This window comes from Pseudomonas sp. 58 R 12 (genome assembly GCF_900005865.1).
Lineage (GTDB): Bacteria > Pseudomonadota > Gammaproteobacteria > Pseudomonadales > Pseudomonadaceae > Aquipseudomonas > Aquipseudomonas tritici.
The window spans coordinates 222406-247659 of the sequence record NZ_CVTP01000026.1; the positions used below are offsets into that span (position 1 = coordinate 222406).

Here is a 25254-nt window from a genome sequence, read left to right on the forward strand (position 1 = left end):
ACAGGTCAGAGCCGGAACCTGTCGACCAGTGTCTGCAGGTCCAGGCTCAACCGCTTCAACTGAACACTGGCCACCGCCGTTTCCTCGCTGGCGGCCGCGGTTTGCTCCGACACGTCCCGCACTTTCATCACGCTGCGATTTATTTCCTCGGCGACGGCACTTTGTTGCTCGGCGGCAGCGGCAATCTGCGGGTTCATTTCCTGGATGATCGAGACCGTACGGATAATGGCTGCCAATGCACCGCCTGCATCGCGGCTCAGGTCGACACTGTTGTCGGTCAACGCGCGGCTGCCGTCCATAATGTCTGCCACCTGTTGGGTGCCGGTGTGCAGGCCGCAGATCAGGCCCTCGATTTCTTCAGCGGACGCCTGCGTGCGCAAGGCGAGGCTGCGGACTTCATCGGCGACTACGGCAAACCCTTCGCCAGCCGTACCCGCACGTGCTGCTTCAATGGCCGCGTTCAGGGCCAGCAGATTGGTCTGCTGAGACACCGACTTGATGACGTCCAGCACACCTCCGATTTTTTGGCTCTCGCGTTGCAATGCAATCATCGCCTGGCTGGAGCGCGCCATTTCATGGGCCAGATGGCCTATCTGCTCCACCGCCTGCCCGACCACCTTGTCCCCGGCGGTGGCTTGTTGATCGGCCTCATTGGCCGCCGCCGACGCGTATTCGGCATGTCGTGCGACTTCTTGGGCGGTGGCGAGCATTTCATTCATCGCTGTGGCCATCTGGTCTGTTTCGTCTTTCTGATCATTGATCCCGGCGCGGGTCTGCTCGGTGACGGCTGAGAGCTGCGTGGCGGCGCTGGCGATCTGCCGGGCGCTGTCGCTAATACTGCTGATCAGGCTGCGCAGGTTGCGGGTCATTTGCCCGATGCTTTGCTGCAACTGGCCCAGTTCGTCGCGCCGTTCCACCGGGATGTTGTGGCTCAAGTCGCCGTCGGCGACACGGTGGGCGGCGGTGAGGATTTCTCGCAGCGGAACAGCGATCTGCCGGGCGATCCACCAAGCGGCGAAGGCACCCAGTAACAACGCGGCCGCCGTGACCCCCGCGAGCAATCTGCGGGTTTGCCCAGCCTCACTGTCGCGCTTGGCGGTTTGGCTTTGGCTCAGCCACTCATTGTGTTCCAGCAACTGGTTGAGTTGTTGTTCAAATCGGTTCTGTACGGTCTCCGTGGTGAGCTGGGCTTCCTTGAGTGTGAGGAGGCGCGTGCGATAGTTCGCCAGGTCGGTTTTGAGCAGGGCCGAATCCACGGGCAGGCGGGTCACGGCGGCCTGAGCAACGTCCAGGGCGTCGAGGGTGTTGTTGACGGCGTCGGCGTAGGCTTGCAACGTTTCGGCCGCCCAGGCGGGGCTCTGGGCGCGATCCTCGGCCTGCTCCATGACTTGGCGCAGGTTTTCAATCGCATCCAGCGCTTGCTGGTCTTGCTGGTCAGGCAGTTCGCTGGCCAGCTGCGCAAGGGTGTCGCTGGCCTGCAGCGCGATCGCGTGGAGCGGGGGGCGGGTGTTGTTGCGCCGTTCGATCAAGGGCGGCAGTTCGACGAGCGCGGCTTTGAAACTGGCCACCAGGCGTTCCGCTTCCTGGACGCGCCGCAGTTCGGCCGGGTCCTCCAGGTGGTTTGCCAGATCGCGCAGATGCTGGTCGATGGTTTCAATCTGTTGCGCCATCTTGCTCAGGCTGGCGGTGTCCGTGAGGGTGCGGTACACGATACGGTCGGCGCGCATGGCCTCCGCGACAGCCGCCAGTTGGCCCAGTGTCGACAAGTTGCTTGAGCGCAGAAGTACGTCATTCAGGGCCTGCCAGCCGGTCATGGCGATGACGAGGCTGAGGACCAGCACCTGGCCAAAGCCCAGGGCGAGTTTGAGACGGACGCTGGCGTTGACCAGCAAGCGAGTCAGCCGAGGAAACATGGTGAACCTCCAAATCTGAAAAAGCGCGTAGACCAACGCTAAATCGATTCGGGGTGATGGCGGGCTGATAACTGCGTAGGAAGTTTCACAAGTTGCGGCGGCCTCGACTGGCCGCCGCGTAGGACCGATCAGATACGGAAACGTCCGACCAGCGTCTGCAAGTAGATGCCCAGGCGTGCCAGTTCAGCACTGGACGCGGCGGTTTCTTCACTGGCCGAAGAGGTTTGTTCCGACACATCGCGCACGTTCAGTACGCTGCGATTGATCTCTTCAGCCACGGCGCTTTGTTGCTCGGCGGCGGTGGCGATCTGCGAGTTCATTGCCTGGATGGTCGAGACCGTGCGGGTGATGTTCGCCAAGGCGCTGCCGGCACGGCGGGTCAGTTCAACGCTGCTGTCGGTCAGGCCACGGCTGTTATCCATGATGGTCGCCACCTGTTGGGTACCGTTTTGCAGGCCGACAATCAGCTCTTCGATCTCTTCGGTGGACTTCTGCGTACGTTGGGCCAGGCTGCGCACTTCATCGGCCACCACCGCAAAGCCACGCCCGGCTTCACCGGCGCGCGCGGCTTCAATCGCGGCGTTGAGGGCCAGCAGGTTGGTTTGCTGGGCCACCGACTTGATCACGTCGAGCACGCTGCCGATCTTGTCGCTTTCGCGCTTCAGGTCGCCCATGGCGACGGTGGAGTTGCCGACTTCCGTGGCCAGGCGTTCGATCTGAGCGATGGCTTCGCCGACCACTTTGTCGCCTTCACGGGCTTGCTGGTCTGCGGCCACGGCGGCTTCGGAGGCTTCCTCGGCGTTGCGCGCCACTTCCTGCACGGTGGCGGCCATTTCGTTCATGGCAGTGGCGACCTGGTCGGTCTCGACCTTCTGGCTGTTGACCCCGGCGCTGGTTTGCTCAGTCACGGCGGACAGCTGTTCGGCGGCGCTGGCAATTTGGGTGACGCCGTCGCTGATACCACCAATCAGTTCACGCAGGCCGACCGTCATGCTTTGCATGGCCCGTTGCAGTTGGCCAAGTTCGTCCTGGCGCAGGGAGATCAGGTTGTGGCTCAGGTCGCCCGAGGCCACGCGCTCGGCCACCTGGAGAGTCTGGTTCAGCGGGATGATGATCTGGCGGGTGATGGCCCACGCGGCGACCAGGCCGAAGATCAGCGCGAGTGTGGTGGCCAATAGCAACAGTTGTTTGGCGTGTGCGGCATCGGTATCGCGCACGACCGTTTGCGAGGCAGTCAGTTTGTTACTGCGGTCCAGCAGTATATCGCCTTGGCTGGCCATGATTTTCAAGGCGCCGGCGCTGGCGACCTGAGAGTCACGGTATTGGCTCACCGCGGCGCGGTAGGCTTGCAGCGATACGCTGGCCTGTTGCAGGTTGTTTGTATATTGCTCGGGTAGCTGGCCATTGAGGGTGGTGATTTTCTTCAAGGCGTTGTCGATGGCGTCCAGCGCTGGCTGCTCGGCCTCGACCTTGCCGCTGTAGGTGTAGCCACGCACCTGGAAGCGGGCTTGCTGGATCAACTTGCTCAAATCGACAAGGCTGTTGAACAGGCTGACGCTGTCACCTTGCAGCAGGGCTTTTTCAACCTCACCCACCTTGGCCACTGCGTTGTCGGCCGTATCGCCCAATTTGCTACGGGCGTTTTCCCGGTTGGCACCGGCCTGCACCATGGCGTCGAATGCGCGCTTGTACTGGTCGACCGCCGCGAGTTGATCATCGATCAAGGCAATGTCAGCGGGCTGCTCAATGAGTGCCCGTGCGGTTTTCAGACCGCTTTCCAGTTGGCCGAGAAAACCATTGACCGCCGTCGGACCCTGCTCGCCACGGCGCATTTCAAAATCCAGGCGGGCTATGCGCAAGTCCTTGCTCAGGTCGTTGAGGCTGGCGATGTACCCCAGTTTGTCACCGCGACTGATCACGCCGGAGAGCCCGGTCCAGCCGGTGAGCGTGATCATCAGCGTCAGCAGCAATACCAGCCCGAAGCCCACGCCCAGCTTGGTTTTGACACTGACATTTCCCAGCTTTTCGGCTAACCATCGATACATGCTGCAAACTCCCCTGGAACAAGGCTTGGACTTATTCGAAGGCTATCGGCTGTCGGGGAGATATCTGTAGGAAATGAGGATTTTGTAGTGAGCGGGCTTGCCCCGCGCTGGGCGGCGAAGCTGCCCCGAACCAGGCGACTTGGTCTTATCTGGGACTCGGTGGCGTCTTTATTGGGGCGGCTGCGCCGCCCAGCGCGGGGCAAGCCCGCTCACTACGAAGAATCGGCTGGTGTTAGAAGAGGCGGGCGAGCAAGGCTGTGACGGCGGTTTCGACGCGCAGGATGCGCGCGCCGAGTTGCACGGGCTGCATGCCGGCCTTGGCCAGCAAGTCCACTTCGTAGGGGATCCAACCGCCTTCCGGGCCAATCGCCAGGGTCACCGGCTCAGCCAGCCCACGCGGGCAGGCCGGGTAATCGCCGGGGTGGCCGATCAGGCCCAGGGTGCCTTCGGTCATGGCCGGCAGGCGGTCTTCGACGAACGGTTTGAAGCGCTTTTCGATCACGATCTCGGGCAGCACCGTGTCCCGCGCCTGTTCCAGGCCCAGGATCAGTTGCTCGCGAATCGCCTCGGGCTCCAGGAATGGGGTTTGCCAGAAGCTCTTTTCGACCCGGTAGCTGTTGACCAACACCACCTTGGGCACGCCCATGGCGGCCACGGTCTGCAGCACCCGGCGCAGCATTTTCGGGCGCGGCAGGGCCAGCAACAGGGTCAGCGGCAGTTTGGCCGGTGGCGGCTGGTCGACGCTCACTTGCAGCTCGGCTTCACCGGCGTCCAGGCGCAGCAACTGCGCATTGCCCATCAGTCCGCCGATACGGCCGACGCGCAGGCTGTCGCCGACGGCGGCGCGGTGGACTTCCTGCATATGCACCAGGCGTCGATCGCGCAGCACCACGCGGTCAGCCGTAATAAAATCGGCCTCTTCCAGCAGCAGCAGGTTCACGGCTGGGTCGCTGGCGGCTGGTCGTCGTCGGCGGGTTGATCATCCGGGTGTTCGCCGCGCTTGCTGATCAAGCCGCTGAACAGGATGCCAATTTCGAACAGCATCCACATCGGCACGGCCAGCAGGGTCTGGGAGAAGATATCCGGCGGCGTGAGGATCATGCCGACCACGAAGCAGCCGATGATCACGTAGGGGCGGATCTTCTTCAGGTACGCCACGTTGACCACGCCGATCCACACCAGCAGCACCACGGCCACCGGGATTTCGAAGGCCACGCCAAAGGCGAAGAACAACGTCATCACGAAGTCGAGGTAGCTGGTGATGTCGGTCATCATCTCCACGCCGGCCGGGGTGGCAGCGGCGAAGAACTTGAAGATCAGCGGGAACACCAGGAAGTACGCGAACGCCATGCCGGTGTAGAACAGCAGGATGCTCGACACCAGCAACGGCACCGCGATGCGCTTCTCATGCTTGTAAAGGCCCGGCGCTATAAAGCCCCAGATCTGGTGCAGGATCACCGGGATCGCCAGGAACAGCGACACCATCATGGTCAGCTTCAACGGCGTGAGGAATGGCGACGACACATCGGTGGCGATCATCGTCGCGCCGGCCGGCAGGTACTGGCGCAGTGGCGTCGAGACAAAGGTGTAGATCTGCTGGGTAAAGGCGAACAACCCGGCAAATATGATGAAGATGGCCGCTACGCAACGCAGCAGGCGGGTACGCAGCTCAGTGAGGTGCGAGACCAGCGGCATATGCTGGTCGTCTTCCGGTTTATCAGCGCTCATGGGGCTCGCGGCGGCAATGTAGGGTCATGGGGCGCGGGCGACGCAACGGGCGTCGGCGCAGGTTCGGTTGGCGCGGTCGTTGCCACGGGGGCGGTTTCAGCGGCGGGCGCGATGCTGTGTTCGGCCACAGGCTGCGCCGGTTTGGCGGGCTCCTGCACGGGCGACAGAATCTTCCGCGCCTCCTGTTCCAACGACAGAATGTGCTCGTTGTGCAGTTGCCGACGAATCTCGTCCGCACCGATTTCCCGTTCAACTTCCTGTTTGATGGCGTTGAAACTGCGTTTCAGGCGCCCGATCCACAGGCCGGCCGTGCGCGCTGCTCCGGGCAGGCGTTCCGGCCCCAATACCAGCAAGGCCACGAGGCCGACGAGCAGCAGTTCAGAGAAGCTGATACCAAACATTAGTCAGTGCTCACGAGTCTTTGCGGGTCGGCTCTTCGACTTTCTCAGCCTGCACGTCGAAGGTACGACGCTCGGTGATCGGCTGGGTGGCCTGCGGGTGCACAGGCTGGGCCGGTGGTACCGGGTTGGCGACCGGGTCTGCCGGTTTTTCATCGTCGTTCATGGCTTTGCGAAAGCCCTTGATCGACTCGCCCACGTCGGTGCCGAGGTTTTTGAGTTTCTTGGTGCCGAACACCAGTACCACGACCACCAGAATGACGATCCAGTGTTTCCAGTCAAAAATGCCCATGCTGCAAATCCTCAGTCAACGTTATTCAAGTGGACGGACGCGAAGCCTTTTCGGCATGCCCGGACAAGCCAAAGCGACGGTCCAGTTCATCCAGTACAGCCTGCGGATGCTGGCCCAGTTGGGCGAGCATGACCAGGCTGTGGAACCAAAGGTCGGCGGTTTCGTAGATCACATCGCTGCAGTCGCCGCTGATTTGCGCGTCTTTGGCTGCGATGATGGTCTCGACGGATTCTTCGCCGAGTTTTTCCAGAATCTTGTTCAGGCCCTTGTGATACAGGCTGGCGACGTAGGAGCTGTCGGCGTCCGCACCTTTGCGGTCCTCCAGCACCTGGGCCACACGGTTCAGGGTATCGCTCATGTCTAGTGTCCTGCCGGGTAGATGGCGTGCGGGTCTTTGAGTACCGGCTCGACGATCTTCCATTCGCCATTCTCGAACACGCGATAGAAGCAGCTGTGACGGCCGGTATGGCAAGCGATGCCGCCGATCTGCTCGACCTTGAGGATCACCACGTCGGCGTCGCAGTCCAGGCGTAGCTCGTGCAAGGTTTGCACGTGCCCGGACTCTTCGCCCTTGCGCCACAGTTTGCCACGCGAGCGTGACCAGTAGATGGCGCGCTGCTCAGCGGCAGTGAGGCTCAGGGCCTCGCGGTTCATCCAGGCCATCATCAGCACGCGCCCGGTCTTGTAGTCCTGGGCAATGGCCGGCACCAGGCCGTCACTGTCCCACTTGATCTCGTCCAGCCAGTCTTTCATGTTCGGCTCCGGCAATTTGCGACAGTGTATAACCGGATTGGCTATCGACGCACGATCAGATAAACACCCACGGCGACCATGATGCCAGCCGGCCAGTGCCCCAGTTGGTTCAGTGGCCCCCCAATCGCCAGCATTACGCCGCCGACCAGATGGGCTGCACCCAGCAGGCGCAGGAACCAGTCGTCCTTGCGTTTCTGCCATGGCGGCGCCGGGTCCTTGGCGTGGGGCTGGGACATGCGCTCCAACAAGTCGCGGGTCATGTTGGCCAGGTGCGGCAGCTGTTCCATCTGGCTGTGCAGGTTGCCCAGCACGGTTTTCGGGCTCATCCGCTCGCGCATCCAGCGCTCCAGGAACGGTTGGGCGGTGTTCCACAGGTCGAGGTCGGGGTACAGCTGGCGGCCCAGGCCTTCGATGTTCAGCAGGGTTTTTTGCAACAGCACCAGCTGCGGCTGCACTTCCATATTGAAGCGCCGCGCGGTCTGGAACAGGCGCATCAGCACCTGGCCGAATGAAATATCTTTTAACGGTTTTTCAAAGATCGGCTCGCACACGGTGCGGATCGCCGCCTCGAATTCGTTGAGTTTGGTTTCTGCCGGTACCCAGCCCGAGTCGATGTGCAACTGCGCCACGCGGCGATAGTCACGCTTGAAGAAGGCAAACAGGTTACGCGCCAGGTAGTCCTGGTCCTCCGGGGTCAGGCTGCCGACGATACCGCAGTCGATCGCAATGTACTGTGGGCTCCACGGGTTGACGGTGCTGACGAAGATGTTGCCCGGGTGCATGTCGGCGTGGAAGAAACTGTCACGGAACACCTGGGTGAAGAAAATTTCCACGCCGCGCTCGGCGAGCATCTTCATATCGGTGCGCTGGTCGGCCAGGGTCGCAAGGTCGGTGACCTGCACGCCATAGATGCGCTCCATCACCAGGACTTTGGGTCGGCACCAGTCCCAATACACTTGCGGCACGTACAGCAACGGCGAGCCTTCGAAGTTGCGCTTGAGCTGGCTGGCGTTGGCCGCTTCGCGCAGCAGGTCGAGTTCGTCGTAGATGGTTTTTTCGTAGTCGGCGACCACGTCCACCGGGTGCAGCAGTCGCGCATCGGCGCTGAAACGCTCGGCGGCGCGGGCGAGGATGAACAACCACGCCAAGTCTTGCCCGATGATTGGCTTGAGGCCTGGGCGGATCACCTTCACCACCACTTCCTCGCCGGTCTTGAGCTGCGCTGCGTGCACTTGCGCGACCGAGGCCGAGGCCAGTGGCTCGACGTCGAAGCGGCTGAAGACTTCGCTGATCTTCTTGCCAAGCTGCTCTTCGATCAGCTTCATTGATTGCTGGGAGTCGAAGGGTGGCACGCGGTCCTGCAGCAGCATCAGCTCGTCGGCGATGTCTTCCGGCAACAAGTCGCGACGGGTCGAGAGGATCTGCCCGAACTTGATAAAGATCGGCCCCAGGTCCTGCAAGGCCAGGCGCAGGCGTGCGCCCCGGCTGAGCTCCAGCTGTTTACGCGGGAACCAACGCCATGGCAGCACATAGCGCACGGCAAGCAGGAACCACGGCAGGGGCAGGGCGAACAGCAGGTCATCAAGGCGGTAGCGGATTACAACGCGCTGGATACGAAACAAACGGCGGACGGCAAGCAGCTTCATGCGTTATCGCTTGGATCAAGGGAACGGCTCAGGCGCTCGAAGCGTGCCTCAAGGCGTTCCAGGTCGATTTTGGCCTTGTCGAGTTCACGAAAGCGCGCTTGCGCTTCCCGTTCTCCGACCAGGGTGCGCGATTCTTCGCTCAGGTATTCGGCGAGGTTCTGGTTCAGGCTGGCGAACCCTTGCTGGTACCAACGCGACCTGCTGCGCAGGTGTCCGCTGATCAACTGGGTGGCCACGGGGCCGATCCAGCGGGAGAGCTCGTATTCCCAGTCCAGTTCCAGGTCTTGCAACACGGCGGCCAGGTCCATCAGCGCCGCGCTGTCGCCTTCCAACTCCACTTCGGCACTGTGCAGGATGGCGGTCTTGTTGCGACTCAGGGCCAGGTGCAACAGGCTCGATGCCGGCGCACGCAAGGTGCAATCGGCCTCGGCGGCCCATTGGCTCGCAAGCATCAGGCCTTCATCGCTGGGCAGGATAAACAGCTGCAAGGCGGGGCTGCGGCAATCGACGGCAATGACTTTGCCGTTGAGGTGCGCAAGCCGCGCCAGCGCGGTGCTGTCCAGGCGCAGTACACGGTTGAGGCCGTGTTCGACGCTGGCGAGCAGACCGGCGAACAACATCAGGGCTTGATGCCGCGGTGCAGGGCGACGATGCCCGAGGTCATGTTGTGGTAGGTCACGCGGTCGAAACCGGCCTCTACCATCATCGACTTGAGGGTTTCCTGGTCGGGGTGCATGCGGATCGATTCAGCCAGGTAGCGGTAGCTCTCGGCGTTATTGGTGATCAGCTTGCCCATCAACGGCATGAAGGCGAACGAGTAGGTGTCGTAGACCTTGGACATCAGCGCGTTGGTCGGCTTGGAGAATTCCAGCACCAACAGGCGGCCGCCCGGCTTGAGCACGCGCAGCATCGAGCGGATCGCGTCTTCCTTGTGGGTCACGTTGCGCAGGCCGAACGCGATGGTCACGCAGTCGAAATGGTTGTCGGGGAACGGCAGCTTTTCAGCGTCGGCCTGGACGAACTCGATATTGCCGGCCACGCCTTTGTCGAGCAGGCGGTCGCGACCGACCTTGAGCATCGAACCGTTGATGTCCGCCAACACCACCTGGCCGGTCGGGCCAACGAGCTTGGAGAACTTCGCTGCCAGGTCGCCCGTGCCGCCGGCGATATCCAACACGCGATTGCCGGTGCGTACACCCGACAACTCGATGGTGAAGCGCTTCCACAGGCGGTGCATACCGCCCGACAGCACGTCGTTCATCAGGTCGTACTTGGCGGCTACAGAGTGGAACACCTCAGCGACTTTTTCCGCTTTTTGGCTTTCCGGGACGTTCTTGAAGCCGAAGTGAGTGGTGGGTTCGGCATCGCTGCCTTTGCGCTGATCAGTCATATCGCTGTCACCAAAAGAGAATGCGGGACATGATAATCCCCAAGGCCTGCTTTGTCTTGGCAAGGCTGCAGGTAAGATAGGTCATCACAGAGACCTTTTGCCGCATGGAAGGTTTACAACGTCGCTATAAAGAGGAGTCATTGCAATGGCCCGTATAACCGTTGAGCGTGCACATTCCCTGGGTAAAGAAGGCGCACGGGCAAAGGCCGACAAGTTGGCGCAAAAACTCAAGGAGCAATATGGCCTCGAGCCGTCATGGTCCGGGGACACCTTGAACCTCAAGCGTTCTGGGGTGAAAGGCACGGTAGTAGTGGCCGATGATTCTTTACGCATTGATGTGGAGCTGGGCCTGTTGATGTCGGCCATGAGCGGCACCATCAAGTCTGAAATTGAAAAGGCGCTGGATAAGGCGCTGGCGTGATCCGCTCGTTCTTAGGGTGCCGATTCTAATTTTTCACCCTACTTTGTGCCCAAGCCCTCAACTCCTGTGGGCCGTTCCTCCACCCTATTCTGCGTGAGGTGCACCATGGCCAAAGTTATCCTGAAGAAAAAAATCGACGTCGAGACCACTACGCTGAGCGACGTTAAATCCTACGCCCGCAAGATCTGGCTGGCAGGACTTGGTGCCTATGCCAAGGTTGGAAGTGAGGGCGGCGAGTATTTCAAAGAGCTGGTTAAAACTGGTCAACATGTTGAAAGTAAAGGCAAAAAAGTTGCAGTTGAACAACTTGAGGCCGCCAACAGTCAGATTGATCAAGTAAAGAGTAATGTCTCCTCCGTCAAAGGCCTGGTAGAAGTTCAGCTGGATAAAGTTGAAAAAGCTTTTGATACTCGTGTTGCAAGTGCCTTGAATCGAATCGGCATTGCGTCTAAACATGACGTTGAGACACTCTCTGCTAAGCTCGAAGAGCTGACGACATTGCTAGAACGTGTCGCGCGTAAACACTAAGGAGACATCGGGATGGCTGTTAAAAAGACTACTCAGAAAGAAGGCAGCTCGTGGGTCGGGGAAGTTGAAAAATATTCCCGTAAGATCTGGCTTGCTGGTTTAGGCGTGTACTCGAAGGTTAGCAGTGACGGTGGCAAGTACTTCGAGACTTTGGTCAAGGACGGCGAGAAGGCCGAGAAGTTGACCAAAACCACGGTTGGTAAAAAAGTTGAAGCGGCCAAGGCAACTGCCGGTTCCGCCAAGTCGAGCATTTCTGACACGTGGGGCAAGTTGGAAGAAACTTTCGACAAGCGCCTTAACAGTGCCATTTCGCGACTGGGCGTGCCTAGCAAAGCAGAACTGAAGACGCTGCACAGCAAGGTCGATACCCTGACCAAGCAAATTGAAAAGCTCACGGGTGCCAAAGTAGCTCCGGCGAAAACTGCCGCCGCTAAACCCGCTGCCAAGCCGGCTGCTAAAACTGCTGCGGCCAAACCTGCCGTGAAAGCGGCCGCCAAGCCCCTGGTAAAAGCTGCCGCCAAACCGGCTGCCAAAGCTGCGGCCAAGGCGCCAGCCAAAGCTGTTGCTAAACCAGCCGCCAAGCCTGCGGCAAAAACGGCAGCTGCCAAGCCTGCCGCTAAACCGGTAGCCGCTAAAGCTGCTGCTAAGCCCGCCGCCAAGGCAGCAGCAAAACCAGCCGCCAAACCTGCGGCTAAAACCGCGGCGGCAAAGCCTGCTGCCAAACCAGCCGCAGCGAAACCAGCAACCAAGTCCGCCGCCGCGAAACCTGCTGCAGCCAAGCCTGCGGCCAAACCAGCCGCCGCGAAGAAACCAGCAGTAGCGAAAAAACCAGCAGCATCCAAGCCTGCTGTTGCGGCCAAGCCTGCTGCTACGGCACCCACCGCTTCCACAGCCAACTCAGTGTCCGCACCGACCCCTGCTGCTGTGACCCCGACTGCAACGCCGGCAACCCCGACGCCATCCAGTCAGTCCTGATTTTCCCCAGGACACAAAAATGCCCGGCCTGCAAAGGTCGGGCATTTTTTATGGGTGGTAGCTGGCTTGCCTGCAATTGAGGGGTGTCAGGCCCCACATGAGCTGACTGATCCAGCGCTACCGCAGGCAAGCCAGCTCCTACATTTTCAGACGGGGTCATCCAGGTATTTCAGCGCGAATTTCTCGGTTGCCAGCCGCGCCGGCAACAACAGATGCGGCGCCACCAACATCATGATCTGGTACACCACCACCTGCACCTCGCCTTCACGGTCGAGAATCCGTTGGTAATCCAGGGAAAACAACAAGGTCATGGTGATCTGCTCCACCAGTTGCCCCAAGGCTTGAGTGCCACTCACCAACTGCCCCGCCGCCTTCAGCCGCGCCAGCAACGAAGCCAGGGTGCGCTTGAGCGCCGTGAGCAGGTTGCGAATACCTTTGGCCAGCTTCGGCAGGCGCCCGGCCAGGTTCGACAGGTCTTGGAACAGGAACCGGTAATGGGCCATGCGCTCGACGATCAGGTGCAGGAACAGCCAGTAATCCTCGGCTTCCAGCTGTGCGTCGGCGGGTGGGTCGAGCAGCGGCGCCAGCTCATTCTGAAAGCGCTCGAACAGCCCGAGGACCAGCGGCTCCTTGCCATGGAAGTGATAGTAAAGGTTGCCGGGGCTGATCCCGATTTCATTGGCCACCTCCATGGTCGACACGTTCGGTTCGCCCTTCTGGTTGAACAACTGCAGGGCACATTCAAGGATACGGTCGCGCGTCTTCATCCAGTCTTCTTAATGTGATTGTTGAGCTCAACGCACCCGAACATAGGTGCCAGGCGCTGCTTCCATCGGTGGGTAATTCTGGTTGCCCAGGGCGGTGAGGGTTTCGCGTTGCACGCCTGAGCGTTGCTGGACCCACTCCAGCCATTGCGGCCACCAGCTACCCTCGACGTGGTTGGCGTCGTAGTACCAGGCGCGCGGGTCGCTGCTCATCTTAGGGTTTTCGACGTAATTGGCCTTTGGGTTGCCCGGCGGGTTGAGGATGCTCTGGATGTGCCCGCTGTTGGACAGCACGAAGCGCCGGTCGCCGCCCAGCAGTTGGGTCGAGCGGTACACCGCGTCCCACGGCGTGATGTGGTCGTTGATCCCGGCCACACTGAAACTGTCCACCGTGACCTTTTGCAGATCGATAGGCGTGCCGCATACCTCCAAGCCGCCGGGATGGCTGAGTGGGTTGTGCTTGAAGAAGTCCAGCAGGTCGCCGTGCAGCGCGGCGGGCAGGCGCGTGTTGTCGTTGTTCCAGTACAGGATGTCGAAGGCGGGCGGTTCCTTGCCCAGCAGGTAGTTATTGATCCAATAGTTCCAGATCAGATCATTGGGGCGCATCCAGGCAAAGACCTTGGCCATGTCGCGGCCATCCAGCACGCCTTGCTGGTAAGAGCGGCGCTTGGCGGCTTCCAGGGTTTGTTCGTCGGCGAACAGCGTGGCGGGGCTTTCGATCTGGCTGTCCAGCAGGCTGACCAGGTAGCTGGCGCTGGAGATGCGCCGCAGCTGGCGCTTGGCCTGCAGGTGGCCTTGCAGCGCGGCGATGGTCAGGCCGCCGGCGCAGGCGCCCATCAGGTTGACCTCGCGCGCGCCGGTGATCGCCCGGCACACGTTGAGCGCTTCTTCCGCAGCGGCGACGTAGGTCGAAAGGCCCCATTCGCGGTGCCGCACGTCGGGGTTTCGCCAACTGATCATGAAGGTCTGCAGGCCGTTTTTCAGGGCGTATTGCACAAAGCTGTTGGCCGGGCTCAGGTCGAAAATGTAGTACTTGTTGATTTGCGGCGGCACCACCAGCAGGGGCTTGGCATATTGTTTTTCGCTCATGGGCTTGTACTGGATCAGCTCCAGTAGCTCATTGCGAAACACCACTGAGCCGGGTGTGGTCGCCACTGTCTTGCCGACCTCGAACGCGTGCTTGCTCACCTGGCGTGGCAGGCCATTGTTGTGCAGCAGGTCCTCGAACAGGTTGCTCACGCCGCGCACCACACTGTTGCCACCGGAGTTGAGCAGCTCCTTGATGGCCAGCGGGTTGAGCAGGGTGTTGGAAGGCGAGACGGCATCGTTGAACAGGGCGAACGCAAAATGCGCCCGTGCCCGGTCATCGGCGCTCAGGGTGCTGTCGTCAATCCAATGGCGGGATTGCTTCTGCCAGCTCAAATAGGCTTGCAGGCTGCGCCGGTACAGGGGGTTGAGTTTCCAGGTGGGGTCGGTGAAGCGGCTGTCATTGGGATTGGGCGCATGCACGGTTTCGCCCAGCAATACACGGCCCAATTGCCCGCCCAGCGCCACGGCGTGGCGCGCGGTATGCACCGGGTTGCGCAAGCCATGGGCGGCGACGCTGCGCAGGGTTGACAGTAAATCCCGGCCACGCAGGCCGGTGATCGCAGTTTGCGCATTGATGAACGCGGCAGGGGTGGGCGCCGGGTTCGTCACGGGTCTTTCTCGCATGAGCCAACACTCCTTCGTCAAGCCATCAACAGGCACGCCAATTCAGAACCATAGTCGGTTCCTGGCAAGTTGCGCGGCGATGGGGTCCTTACACCGCCGGTCGCGGATGAATCACCGCGCGCATGCGCTCCTCTTCGAGAAACTTCATGATGATCGGTGCCACGGCTTCGGCCCGGGTGATCAGGAATAGGTGGCCATCATCAATGATGTGCAACTGCGCATTGGGAATGCGCCAGGCGAGCATGCGCATGTTGATCAGTGGGATCAGCGGGTCGTCGTCCCCGGCCAGCACCAGGGTGGGCTGGCGGATTTTGTGCAGCCAATGGATGCTGGTCCAACCCAGCCCGGCAAACAACTGCCAGTAGTAACCCAGCTTGCCGGCCGAGCGCACTTTGCTCGCGTGTTCGGCGGCCAGTTTCGAATCGCGGCGGAACGAGCCGCCGTAAATCATCGGCGCAATGCGCACCACGTGGGACGGTTGGATGTAACGGCGTGGGCTGGCCATCAGCCACAGCACTTTGGGCTTGCCCGGCACCATCACCGCACCCGCTGCCGTGGCCGCGAGGATCAGCTTTTTACAACGCTCCGGGTAGTCGTAGGCGAATTGCTGCGCTAGCGCGCCACCCCACGACACACCCACTGCGCTGACCTGGCCGTAGTCCAGGTAATCGAGCATGCGCGCGGTAAGTTTGGCCAGGCCGGGAAAACGGTAGGGCCGGTTGGGCGTCGACGAACCGCCCACGCCGGGCACATCGAAGGCGATCACTTCCAGGTCCGGGTCCAGCGCCTGGACGAACGGAAACACCAGCTCGAGGTTGGCGCCGATGCCATTGAAGATCAGCAAAGGCGTCAAGTGAGGCTTGCCCGGACGCACCGCCGTGCGGATGGCCTGGCCATCCAAGTCGATGGTACGGAAGATGAACGGTTGCGGCATGCTCAAGCCCTGTGAGGTGGTGCATAGTTCTAATGGGTGATGCGGACCTTGTGGGAGCTGGCTTGCCTGCGATGGCGGTGGTGAATCCCATACCGCTTTCGCAGGCAAGCCAGCTCCCACATCGATCTCATTTCAACCACAAGGTTGGGTTAGCGTTCATGCACGTATGTTCCGGGCGCCGCTTCGGCTGCGGCGTACGTTTTATTACCTAATGCCGTCGGTGCTTTCTTCAACTTCCCCGCCCGCTCCGCCTGCCATACCTGCCAATGCAGCCACCAGGAATCGGTGTGCTTGGTTGCATTCTCCTGCCATTCCAGCGGTTTCGCCGTGAGGCTGTCACTGGTCTGGTAACGCGCCTTGGGATTGCCCGGTGGATTAAGAATGCTCTGGATGTGACCGCTGCTGGACAACACGAATTCAACCTTTCCACCAAACAGCTGCGCCGACTTGTAGCAAGACTGCCACGGCGTGATGTGGTCGTTGGTGCCGGCCAGTGAATAGATATCGGCGGTGACCTGCTTGAGGTCAATCGGCGTACCGCACACTTCCAGGGCGTTGGCGCGGACCAGTGGATTATTTTTGAACAGTTCGATCAGGTCGCCGTGGAAGGCGGCAGGCAAGCGCGTGGTGTCGTTGTTCCAGAACAGGATGTCGAACACCGGCGGCTCGTTGCCGAGCAGGTAATTGTTGACCCAGTAGTTCCAGATCAGGTCGTTGGGGCGCATCCAGGCGAACACCTTGGCCATGTCGCGACCTTCCAGCACGCCGGCCTGATAGGAATGGCGCTTGGCCGCTTCCAGGGTCTGTTCGTCGACAAACAGCGCCACCTGGGTGTCCAGCGTGGTGTCCAGCACGCTCACCAGCAGGGTCAGGGCGTTGACCTTCTTCTCGCCCAGCGCCGCGTAGTGGCCCAGCAGCGCGGTGCAGGTAATGCCACCGGAGCAGGCGCCGAGCATGTTGATGTCTTTGCTGCCGGTGATCGCGGTGACCACATCGACCGCTTCCTTGAGCGCTTCGATATAGGTCGACAGGCCCCATTCACGCTGGGCCTTGGTCGGGTTGCGCCAGCTGACGATAAACGTCTGCTGGCCATTGCGCAGGCAAAAGCGCGCCAGGCTCTTATCCGGGCTCAAGTCGAACACATAGAATTTGTTGATCTGCGGCGGCACCACCAACAGCGGGCGCTCGTGCACCTGTTCGGTGATCGGCTTGTACTGGATCAACTCCAGCACGTCGTTGCGAAACACTACGGCACCTTCGGTGGTGCCCAGGCTCTTGCCCACTTCAAAGGCGCCCATGTTGACCTGGCTCGGCATGCCGCCGTTGTGCACCATGTCCTTGGCCAAGTGTGACAGGCCGTCGAGCAGGCTTTTGCCGCCGGTTTCAAAAAAGCGTTTGACCGCCGCCGGGTTGGCCGCGCTGTTAGTCGGGGCCATGGCTTCGGTCATCAGGTTGATCACGAAGTGGCCGCGACTGATGTCCTGTTCCGACAGGTTGCTGTCGCCGATCCAGTCGTGCAGCTCCTTGCGCCACGCCAGGTAGGTCTGCAAATAACGTTTGTAGAGCGGGTTCTGGCTCCAGGCAGGGTCATGGAAACGACGGTCGTCGCTTTCGGGTACCAGCTGCGATTTGCCGAACATCACATTCTTCAATTCCACGCCAAAATGCGCGACGTGTTTGACGCTGTGCAACGGTTGCTTGATGGCTTGGGTCAGCACCATCTTCGCCGAGGCGAGTAAATCCTTTTTACGTAACGCGATGATCGGGTTCAGCCCCAGGGTGTTTTCCGAGGCCTGGCGTTTCAAGTCATCGTTATTCTTGTTACTCATCTACGACGCTCCATTGTCCGAAAGACGAGTACCCGTTACTGCCGCTGTGCACCCAGTTTCGATACACAACACAAGCCAGGTACTGCGACTCGGGTGACCGTTGATACCGCATCGTCAAATGCAGGGAACTTGCCAGCTCCATTGGTTACCCGAGTTTAATTTTTTTCGCAAGCGGACCAATCGTTGGTCACGCGACAGGGCATTCAAGCAGATGAAATTAGAAAATGCCCTCTAAAGAGCAAGACGCCTGGGCTAGAGCATCAGCCGCACGACCGACTGATTCGGATCGCGGGTTTTGCCGGCCGCTTTAAGTTCGGCAAGGTAGTCGGCCCACAGCGCATCCTGACGCACGGCCAGCTGGTAGAGGTAGTCCCAGGTGAACAGTCCGCTGTCATGCCCGTCGTCAAAGGTCAATTTCAGTGCGTACTGACCGGCGGGTTCTATTTTGACTAACCGAACGTTGAGCTTGCCGAATTGCAGGATGGGTTTGCCGTGGCCCTGGACCTCGGCGGAAGGCGAGTGGGTGCGCAGCAGTTCGGCGGGGAGTTGGTAAACCTCGTCGGGGCCGTAGGTGAGGCCGAGGGTATTGGAGGTTTTGTGCAGGTTTACAGCTGTAGGAAATTTGGACATGGAAGATGATCCTGAAGGAACCGGCTCAAAAATGTGGGAGCGGGCTTGCTCGCGAATGCGCAGTGTCAGTCAGTACATATGTGACTGATTCACCGCATTCGCGAGCAAGCCCGCTCCCACATTAAAGCAAAGCGGTTCTGCGTGAGGCTTACAGGATATAACGAGACAGATCTTCGTTCTGCGCCAATTCGCCCAGATGGCTGTTGACGTAATCCGCATCAATCTTGATCACTTCGCCATTTTGCGCACCGGCCAAGTCGCCTGCGCTGAAGGACACTTCCTCCAGCAAACGCTCAAGCAGGGTATGCAGGCGACGCGCACCGATGTTCTCGGTCTTCTCGTTGACCTGCCAGGCGATCTCCGCCAGGCGCTTGATGCCATCGGTTTGGAACTCGATGCCCAAGCCTTCGGTTTTCAGCAGCTCACGGTATTGCTCGGTGAGAGAGGCATGCGGTTCGCTGAGGATGCGCTCGAAGTCGCCCGGGGTCAGCGCCTTGAGCTCGACGCGAATCGGCAGGCGGCCTTGCAGCTCCGGCACCAGATCGCTTGGTTTGCTCAGGTGGAAGGCGCCGGAGGCGATAAACAGGATATGGTCGGTCTTGACCATGCCCAGCTTGGTGTTCACGGTGCAGCCTTCGATCAGCGGCAACAGGTCGCGCTGCACGCCTTCACGGGACACATCCACGCCGCCCGAGTTACCGCGCTTGGCGACCTTGTCGATCTCGTCGATAAACACGATGCCGTGCTGCTCGACTGCCTCCAGGGCCTTGGCCTTGAGTTCTTCCTCATTCACCAGGCGCCCGGCTTCTTCGTCGCGCACCAGTTTCAGCGCTTCCTTCACCTTGAGCTTGCGGCTTTTCTTCTTGCCCTTGCCCATGTTGGCGAACAGGTTCTGCAACTGGCTGGTCATTTCTTCCATGCCAGGCGGGGCGGAGATGTCGACACCGGAGACTTCGGCGACTTCGATCTCGATTTCCTTGTCGTCCAACTGGCCTTCACGCAGGCGCTTGCGGAACAGCTGGCGGGTGTTGGAATCCGAGGCCGGTGCGGCGTCTTCGTTGAAACCCATGCGTGCCGGTGGCAGCAGGGCATCAAGGATGCGTTCTTCTGCGGCGTCTTCGGCGCGGTGGCTGACCTTGGTCATTTCCTGTTCGCGCAGCAGCTTCAGCGCGGCATCGGCCAAGTCACGAATGATCGACTCGACGTCGCGGCCCACGTAGCCCACTTCGGTGAACTTGGTGGCTTCGACCTTGATGAACGGTGCATTGGCCAGTTTGGCCAAGCGACGGGCGATTTCGGTTTTACCGACGCCGGTAGGGCCGATCATCAGGATGTTTTTCGGCGTTACTTCAACACGCAGCTCTTCGGGCAGTTGCATACGGCGCCAGCGGTTACGCAGCGCGATGGCAACGGCGCGTTTGGCATCGTCCTGGCCGATGATATGGCGGTTGAGTTCATGGACGATTTCGCGGGGAGTCATGGACATAGTGTTTGGCGGCCTCAAGCGAGAATAAGCCTAAGGCTTATTCGGCGAGGTCCTGCTCCTCAATGGTCTGATTGTGGTTGGTGAACACGCAGATATCGCCTGCAATGCCCAAGGACGTCTCGACGATTTCGCGGGCCGACAGGTCGGTTTTCTTCAACAGTGCGCTGGCTGCCGCTTGGGCGTAGCCACCGCCGGAACCCATGGCGATCAGGCCATGTTCAGGCTCAACCACATCGCCGTTACCGGTGATGATCAGGGAGGCATCTTTGTTGGCGACGGCCAACATGGCTTCCAGGCGGCTGAGCGTGCGGTCGGTGCGCCATTCTTTGGCGAGCTCGACGGCGGCGCGTACGAGGTGGCCCTGGTGTTTTTCCAGCTGGCCTTCGAAGCGCTCGAAGAGGGTGAAGGCGTCGGCGGTAGCGCCGGCAAAGCCCGCGAGAACCTGGCCGTGGTACAGGCGACGCACTTTCTTGGCGTTGCCTTTCATCACGGTATTGCCAAGGGAAACCTGGCCGTCGCCGCCCATGACGACTTTGCCGTGGCGACGTACTGAAACGATGGTGGTCAAGGGGAGAGTCTCCACGCAGCGGGGCGAAAATGCCCTGATGGAAACTGATATGGGGGTGGCGAGGGGGATTTCAACTGTAGGACGGGAGGGCGGACGAGTGGTGTTTATGTGTCGGACTCGGTCCTGCGACCGCTGAAAATCAAATGTGGGAGCTGGCTTGCCTGCGATGGCGGTGTGTCAGTCACTGAAAATATTGACTGTTACACCGCCATCGCAGGCAAGCCAGCTCCCACATTTTTACTGTGTTGGCTGCGAGCTAGCGGCTTTGGCGTTGTTGTAACAACAGGTTGCTAAAGCCCGCGCCGGCCAATTGTTTCTGCGCGACGGTCAGCTGTTCACGGTTGCTGAATGGCCCCACCAGCACGCGGTACCAGGTCGCATCCTTCACCGTACCCGACTCTACCGTCACCGCCTGGCCCAGCAGAATGATCTGCGCACGCACGCGATCCGCATCCGCCTGTTTCGGGAACGAGCCCGCTTGCAGGAAGAACTTGGTCACCGGCGCTGCCTTGGTCTCGGCGACCGGTGGTGCTGGCGGCGGGGTGATCCCGGCCAATGCGGCCTGGGCGCGCGCGGTGTCGATTTTCGCCGCTTCTGCCGGGGTGACCGGCGTGGTCGGCACTTGCGGCGTCGGCAGGGTTTTCTCCGGTACGGCGTCAGGCGGCACGATCACTTCCGATTCCGGCAGCAGTGTGTAGAAGTCGTACTTTGGCTTCACCGGTGCTGTCGGGCTTGGTGCGGTCTTATTGGCTTCGGCCATTTTGGTGGCTTTCTGCTGCTCCTGTTTGACCCGTTTGACGTCGTCGCCCTGGCCTGGGTCCAGTTTCATCAGGAACACGATAAACGCGCCAACGGTGAGGCCGATGGCCATCCACAGCCAGCCTGGAATAGGCTTCTTTGCCGGGGCCTGGTAACGGCTGGCGCCGCGCTTGGGTGCAGGTTTTTTCTTGGCAGCCAACTTACATACGCTCCAGAGTTTCCAGGCCTAACAGTTCCAGGCCTTGCTTGAGGGTCCGTCCAGCCAGTGCGGCGAGGCGCAGGCGGCTTTGCTTCTGGGCTTCGTCGTCGGCGGTCAGGATCGGGCAGTTCTCGTAGAAGCTGGAGAACAGGCCCGCGACTTCGTACAGGTAGGTGCACAGAATGTGCGGGGTGCCTTTCTCGCCGACGCTGTTCAGCACTTCGCCGAATTGCGCGAGCTTGGCGGCCAGTTCTTGCTCGTGCGGAGCGTCCAGCACGATCCGGCCGTCAACTTCGCTGAAGTCCTTGCCCAACTTGCGGAACACACCGGCCACACGGGTGTAGGCGTACAGCAGGTAAGGCGCGGTGTTGCCTTCGAAATTGAGCATCAGGTCGAAGTTGAAGCTGTAGTCGCTGGTACGGTGCTTGGACAGGTCGGCGTATTTGACCGCGCCAATGCCCACCACGCGGGCGATGTTGCGCAGGTCGGCTTCGGCGAGCTCCGGGTTCTTTTCCTTCACCAGGGTGTAGGCGCGCTCCTGGGCTTCGGTCAGCAGGTCGATCAGCTTTACCGTGCCGCCATCGCGGGTCTTGAACGGGCGGCCATCGGCGCCGTTCATGGTGCCAAAGCCCATGTGTTCCATGTGCATCGGGTGGGTGACGAAACCGGCTTTGCGCGCTACGGCGAACACTTGCTGGAAGTGCAGGGCCTGGCGCTGGTCGACGAAGTACAGCGCGCGGTCAGCTTTGAGCGTGCCGCTGCGGTAGCGTACAGCCGCCAGGTCAGTAGTGGCGTAGAGGTAGCCGCCATCGGCCTTGACGATGATCACCGGCAGCGGCTCGCCGTCGGCGTTCTTGAATTCGTCGAGGAACACGCACTGGGCGCCGTTGCTCTCGACCAGCATGCCAGCAGCCTTCAAGTCGTTGACCACATTGATCAAGTCGTCATTGTAGGCGCTTTCGCCCATCACATCGGCCATGGTCAACTTGACGTTGAGCAGTTCGTAGATCTTCTGGCAGTGGGACAGTGAGATGTCCTTGAACTTGGTCCACAACGCCAGGCATTCGGCATCGCCGGCCTGCAGCTTCACTACCAAGCCCCGGGCGCGGTCGGCGAACTCTTCTGATTCATCAAAGCGCTTCTTGGCCGCGCGATAGAAATTTTCCAGGTCTGACAATTCGTCGCTGGTGATCGGGTTTTCCTGCAGGTAGGCCATCAGCATGCCGAACTGGGTGCCCCAGTCGCCGACGTGGTTCTGACGGATGACTTCGTCACCGAGGAACTCCAGGACCCGTGCTACGCCGTCGCCGATGATGGTCGAGCGCAAGTGGCCGACGTGCATCTCTTTGGCCAGGTTGGGGGCCGACAGGTCGACCACGGTGCGCTGGGCCGGGCCGGCTTTGCGCGCGCCCACATGGGCATCGACCAAGGCCGCGTCGAGGCGATTGGCCAAGGCCTGGGTGTTCTGGAAGAAGTTGATGAAACCAGGGCCGGCGATTTCGGCCTTGGTGACGCTTTCATCGGCAGGCAGCGCGGCAATGATTTTTTCAGCCAGGTCGCGTGGTTTCATGCCGGCAGGCTTGGACAGCATCATCGCGATGTTGCTGGCGAAGTCACCGTGGGTCTTGTCGCGGGTGTTTTCCACCTGGATCGCCGGCGTCAGGCCTTCAGGCAACACACCTTCGTTGACGAGTTGGGTGAGGGCTTGTTGGATCAGCTGGCGAATGGTGTCTTTCATGGTGTTCTCTTTCGACCGCAAGCGGCGGCGCGCGATGCGCAGGTGGAAAAACTGGGCATTATCCGTGGCGAGGGCGGGCTTGCCAACCATTCAGACGGGTTGGCGGACCTGCGGGCCTCATCGCGGGCAAGCCCGCTCCCACATTTAAGGCTGTTCACATTTCAAATTATGGGAGCTGGCTTGCCTGCGATGGCAATTTAACGGTCAGTACAAATCCACCGGGTCCACATCCAACGACCATCGCACTTGTCGGCCGCTGGGCATTTGCTCCAGGGCAAGCAACCAGCTACTTAATAGCCGATGCAGTGGCGCACGGGAGGTTGCTTGCAAGAGTAGCTGAGCACGATAACGCCCGGCGCGGCGTTCCATGGGCGCAGGCACTGGGCCGAGCAGTTCGATGCCGCTCAGGCCCAGCTCGCCGAGCAAACGTTCGGCGGCGCTGCACGCTTCATCCAGAAAGCTCTCGGCCTGCCCTGGTTTGTGGGCTTCGGCGCGTAACAACGCTAAATGGGAAAAAGGCGGCAGGCCGGCGGCGCGGCGTTCGCTCAGCGCCTGTTCGGCGAATGCAAAGTAACCTTGTTCAGTCAGTTGGATCAGCAGCGGATGTTCGGCCAGGTGCGTCTGGATAATCACTCGGCCTGGCTCTTCGGCGCGCCCCGCGCGGCCAGCGACCTGCACGATCAACTGCGCCATGCGTTCGCTGGCGCGGAAATCCCCGGAGAACAGCCCGCCGTCGGCGTCCAGGATCGACACTAGGGTCACCCGTGGAAAATGGTGCCCTTTGGCAAGCATCTGCGTGCCGATCAAGATGCACGGTTGGCCCTTCTGGATGGTCGCGAACAGTTGGCTCATTGCGTCTTTGCGCGAGGTGCTGTCACGGTCGACGCGCAGCACCGGGTAATCGGGGAACAGAATGCCCAGGCGCTCTTCCGCACGTTCGGTGCCCGCGCCTACCGGTCGCAGGTCGACTTTGCCGCATTGCGGGCAGTGGCGTGGCACCCGCTCCACATGGCCGCAGTGATGGCAGCGTAATTCGCCGTGGCGCTGGTGCACGGTCATGCGCGCATCGCAGCGCTCGCACTCGGACATCCAGCCGCAGTCGTGGCACAGCAGCGTCGGCGCAAAGCCCCGGCGATTGAGAAACACCAATACCTGCTGGCCGGCGGCGAGGGTCTGGCCGATGGCTTGTTGCATGGGCCCGGAAATACCGCTGTCCAATGGGCGACTTTTAACGTCGAGGCGCAGGAAACGTGGCTGCTTGGCGCCGCCCGCACGCTCGTTCAGGCGTAGCAGGCCGTAACGGCCGGTGTAGGCGTTGTGCAGGCTTTCCAGGGACGGCGTGGCCGAGCCCAGCACAATCGGGATGTCTTCCTGGCGTGCGCGCACCAGCGCCAGGTCGCGGGCATGGTAGCGCAGGCCTTCCTGCTGTTTATAAGAGCCGTCGTGCTCCTCGTCGATGATGATCAGCCCGGGGTTTTTCATCGGGGTGAACAGCGCCGAACGGGTACCGATAATAATGTCGGCTTCGCCATCTCGCGCGGCCAGCCACGACTCCAGTCGCTCACGGTCGTTAACCGCCGAGTGCACCAGGGCGATACGTGCGTTGAAACGCTGTTCGAAGCGCGCCAGGGTTTGCGGGCCCAGGTTGATCTCGGGAATCAACACCAGTGCCTGTTTACCGGCTTGCAGGGTTTCGCGGATCAACTGCAAATAGACTTCGGTCTTGCCGCTGCCGGTGACCCCGGCCAACAGGAAGGCGTGGAAACTGTCGAAGCCTGCACGAATGGCTTCATACGCAGCGCGTTGCTCTGGGTTCAGCGGCAATTCCGGCTGGGCCAGCCAGTGTTCGTGGCGGGCGTTGGGGGTGTGCTTGCGGATCTCCACCTGCACCAAGCCTTTAGCCAGCAGCAGGTCGAGGCTGTCCTTGCTCAGCATCAGCTTGCTTAACAGTTGATGAGCCACGCCGTGGGGATGCTGTGCCAGTGTCGCCAAGGCTTCACGCTGGCGCGGGGCGCGGGCGATACGCGGGTCGTCGAGGCGCGCGCCGGGCACCGTCGACCAGAAGCGTTCCTGGCGTGCTTCGGCCAGTTCGCCTTGGCGCAACAGTACCGGCAATGCCCAGCTTAAAGTGTCGCCCAGGCTGTGCTGGTAATACTGGGCCGTCCACAGGCACAGCTTGAACAGCGCAGGTGGCAGCGGTGGGGTGGCGTCCAGCATAGCCAGCGCGGGCTTGAGCTTTTCCGCAGGCACTTCGCTATGGTCGGCGACTTCCACCAGGATGCCGATCATTTCCCGCCGGCCAAAGGGTACACGTACGCGCATGCCCGGCTGCAACTGCGCTCGCAGCACGCCAGACGGAGCCCGGTAATCGAACAGGCGGCGCAGGGGCGAGGGCAGGGCTAGGCGCAAAATGGCGTCGGGCACGCGGGGGTCTCATATAAAGGCAGGCGGTGGCGCAGGGGCGGGAGCCTAGCAGACAGGCGCAGGCTTGGGTATGCCGCACTTTCTGATGAAAGGCGGGGATTCAGCCAGATGCGCCGCTTGC

At 60.9% G+C, this 25254-nt stretch carries 24 protein-coding genes and 1 pseudogene; 3 read left to right on the forward strand and 22 right to left on the reverse strand.

The window, feature by feature from the left end; translation table 11 throughout:
• Positions 1–5 precede the first annotated feature (5 nt).
• From BFP95_RS23810 to ubiE, 12 genes and pseudogenes are all read right to left on the reverse strand, one after another.
• The gene (locus BFP95_RS23810) at positions 6–1913 is read right to left on the reverse strand and encodes a methyl-accepting chemotaxis protein (RefSeq protein ID WP_065910805.1); all 1908 of its coding nucleotides are present in this window, start codon (positions 1911–1913) and stop codon (positions 6–8) included.
• A gap of 128 nt (positions 1914–2041) precedes the next feature.
• Positions 2042–2914: a methyl-accepting chemotaxis protein gene (locus BFP95_RS30455; RefSeq protein ID WP_371905321.1), complete on the reverse strand. Its 873-nt coding sequence runs from the start codon at positions 2912–2914 to the stop codon at positions 2042–2044.
• Positions 2900–3958: pseudogene (locus tag BFP95_RS30460) on the reverse strand (methyl-accepting chemotaxis protein); the annotation flags it as partial. The gene BFP95_RS30455 and the pseudogene BFP95_RS30460, both read right to left, overlap by 15 nt.
• A 232-nt stretch (positions 3959–4190) precedes the next feature.
• Positions 4191–4898, reverse strand: a complete 708-nt coding sequence (locus BFP95_RS23820; RefSeq protein WP_065879819.1) for a 16S rRNA (uracil(1498)-N(3))-methyltransferase — start codon at positions 4896–4898, stop codon at positions 4191–4193.
• Positions 4895–5686, reverse strand: coding sequence for a twin-arginine translocase subunit TatC (gene tatC / locus BFP95_RS23825; protein ID WP_065910806.1), 792 nt, complete (start codon positions 5684–5686; stop codon positions 4895–4897). Before tatC ends, BFP95_RS23820 begins: the two co-directional genes overlap by 4 nt.
• Positions 5683–6087, reverse strand: coding sequence for a Sec-independent protein translocase protein TatB (gene tatB / locus BFP95_RS23830; RefSeq protein WP_065875745.1), 405 nt, complete (start codon positions 6085–6087; stop codon positions 5683–5685). The genes tatC and tatB overlap by 4 nt, the downstream gene beginning before the upstream one ends.
• 10 nt (positions 6088–6097) lie before the next feature.
• A complete protein-coding gene (locus BFP95_RS23835; RefSeq protein ID WP_065875744.1) occupies positions 6098–6376 on the reverse strand; it encodes a twin-arginine translocase TatA/TatE family subunit in 279 nt (92 codons plus the stop codon).
• 25 nt (positions 6377–6401) lie between these two features.
• Positions 6402–6734: a phosphoribosyl-ATP diphosphatase gene (locus BFP95_RS23840; protein ID WP_049710425.1), complete on the reverse strand. Its 333-nt coding sequence runs from the start codon at positions 6732–6734 to the stop codon at positions 6402–6404.
• A 2-nt stretch (positions 6735–6736) separates the two neighbouring features.
• A complete protein-coding gene (hisI, locus tag BFP95_RS23845; RefSeq protein ID WP_032893977.1) occupies positions 6737–7129 on the reverse strand; it encodes a phosphoribosyl-AMP cyclohydrolase in 393 nt (130 codons plus the stop codon).
• A gap of 41 nt (positions 7130–7170) precedes the next feature.
• Complete coding sequence (ubiB, locus tag BFP95_RS23850) at positions 7171–8775, reverse strand: ubiquinone biosynthesis regulatory protein kinase UbiB (protein WP_049710424.1); 1605 nt, start codon at positions 8773–8775, stop codon at positions 7171–7173.
• On the reverse strand, positions 8772–9395 hold the full coding sequence (locus BFP95_RS23855; protein WP_065875742.1) for a ubiquinone biosynthesis accessory factor UbiJ: 624 nt from the start codon (positions 9393–9395) through the stop codon (positions 8772–8774). The genes ubiB and BFP95_RS23855 overlap by 4 nt, the downstream gene beginning before the upstream one ends.
• Positions 9395–10165, reverse strand: coding sequence for a bifunctional demethylmenaquinone methyltransferase/2-methoxy-6-polyprenyl-1,4-benzoquinol methylase UbiE (gene ubiE, locus BFP95_RS23860; RefSeq protein ID WP_065910807.1), 771 nt, complete (start codon positions 10163–10165; stop codon positions 9395–9397). The genes BFP95_RS23855 and ubiE overlap by 1 nt, the downstream gene beginning before the upstream one ends.
• A gap of 145 nt (positions 10166–10310) precedes the next feature.
• Here ubiE and BFP95_RS23865 point away from each other — a divergent pair, with 145 nt between their 5' ends.
• From BFP95_RS23865 to BFP95_RS23875, 3 genes are all read left to right on the forward strand, one after another.
• Positions 10311–10586: a polyhydroxyalkanoic acid system family protein gene (locus tag BFP95_RS23865; protein WP_049710422.1), complete on the forward strand. Its 276-nt coding sequence runs from the start codon at positions 10311–10313 to the stop codon at positions 10584–10586.
• A 105-nt stretch (positions 10587–10691) separates the two neighbouring features.
• The gene (locus BFP95_RS23870) at positions 10692–11114 is read left to right on the forward strand and encodes a phasin family protein (RefSeq protein ID WP_065875741.1); all 423 of its coding nucleotides are present in this window, start codon (positions 10692–10694) and stop codon (positions 11112–11114) included.
• 12 nt (positions 11115–11126) lie between these two features.
• Positions 11127–12089: a phasin family protein gene (locus BFP95_RS23875; protein WP_065910808.1), complete on the forward strand. Its 963-nt coding sequence runs from the start codon at positions 11127–11129 to the stop codon at positions 12087–12089.
• A 146-nt stretch (positions 12090–12235) separates the two neighbouring features.
• On the opposite strand, the gene BFP95_RS23880 is transcribed toward BFP95_RS23875, so the two are convergent.
• The 10 genes from BFP95_RS23880 to BFP95_RS23925 all read right to left on the reverse strand — a co-directional run bounded on the left by BFP95_RS23880 (position 12236) and on the right by BFP95_RS23925 (position 25133).
• Complete coding sequence (locus tag BFP95_RS23880) at positions 12236–12856, reverse strand: TetR/AcrR family transcriptional regulator (protein ID WP_065910809.1); 621 nt, start codon at positions 12854–12856, stop codon at positions 12236–12238.
• Positions 12857–12883: 27 nt separating this feature from the next.
• Positions 12884–14566, reverse strand: coding sequence for a class II poly(R)-hydroxyalkanoic acid synthase (gene phaC / locus BFP95_RS23885; RefSeq protein ID WP_065875738.1), 1683 nt, complete (start codon positions 14564–14566; stop codon positions 12884–12886).
• 88 nt (positions 14567–14654) lie between these two features.
• Positions 14655–15500 (reverse strand): poly(3-hydroxyalkanoate) depolymerase, encoded by an 846-nt coding sequence (phaZ, locus tag BFP95_RS23890; RefSeq protein WP_065875737.1) that lies wholly within the window; start codon positions 15498–15500, stop codon positions 14655–14657.
• A gap of 149 nt (positions 15501–15649) precedes the next feature.
• Positions 15650–17329: a class II poly(R)-hydroxyalkanoic acid synthase gene (gene phaC / locus BFP95_RS23895; protein WP_065875736.1), complete on the reverse strand. Its 1680-nt coding sequence runs from the start codon at positions 17327–17329 to the stop codon at positions 15650–15652.
• 252 nt (positions 17330–17581) lie between these two features.
• The gene (locus tag BFP95_RS23900; protein WP_065875735.1) at positions 17582–17959 is read right to left on the reverse strand and encodes a gamma-butyrobetaine hydroxylase-like domain-containing protein; all 378 of its coding nucleotides are present in this window, start codon (positions 17957–17959) and stop codon (positions 17582–17584) included.
• 148 nt (positions 17960–18107) lie between these two features.
• Complete coding sequence (gene hslU, locus BFP95_RS23905) at positions 18108–19445, reverse strand: ATP-dependent protease ATPase subunit HslU (protein ID WP_065875734.1); 1338 nt, start codon at positions 19443–19445, stop codon at positions 18108–18110.
• Positions 19446–19482: 37 nt separating this feature from the next.
• Positions 19483–20013, reverse strand: a complete 531-nt coding sequence (gene hslV, locus BFP95_RS23910; RefSeq protein ID WP_065910810.1) for an ATP-dependent protease subunit HslV — start codon at positions 20011–20013, stop codon at positions 19483–19485.
• A gap of 256 nt (positions 20014–20269) precedes the next feature.
• Positions 20270–20971 carry an SPOR domain-containing protein gene (locus BFP95_RS23915; RefSeq protein ID WP_049710413.1) on the reverse strand — a complete coding sequence of 234 codons (702 nt, stop codon included), beginning with the start codon at positions 20969–20971 and terminating at the stop codon, positions 20270–20272.
• Position 20972: 1 nt separating this feature from the next.
• Positions 20973–22709, reverse strand: coding sequence for an arginine--tRNA ligase (argS, locus tag BFP95_RS23920; RefSeq protein ID WP_065910825.1), 1737 nt, complete (start codon positions 22707–22709; stop codon positions 20973–20975).
• A gap of 204 nt (positions 22710–22913) precedes the next feature.
• On the reverse strand, positions 22914–25133 hold the full coding sequence (locus BFP95_RS23925; RefSeq protein ID WP_065875733.1) for a primosomal protein N': 2220 nt from the start codon (positions 25131–25133) through the stop codon (positions 22914–22916).
• Positions 25134–25254 lie beyond the last annotated feature (121 nt).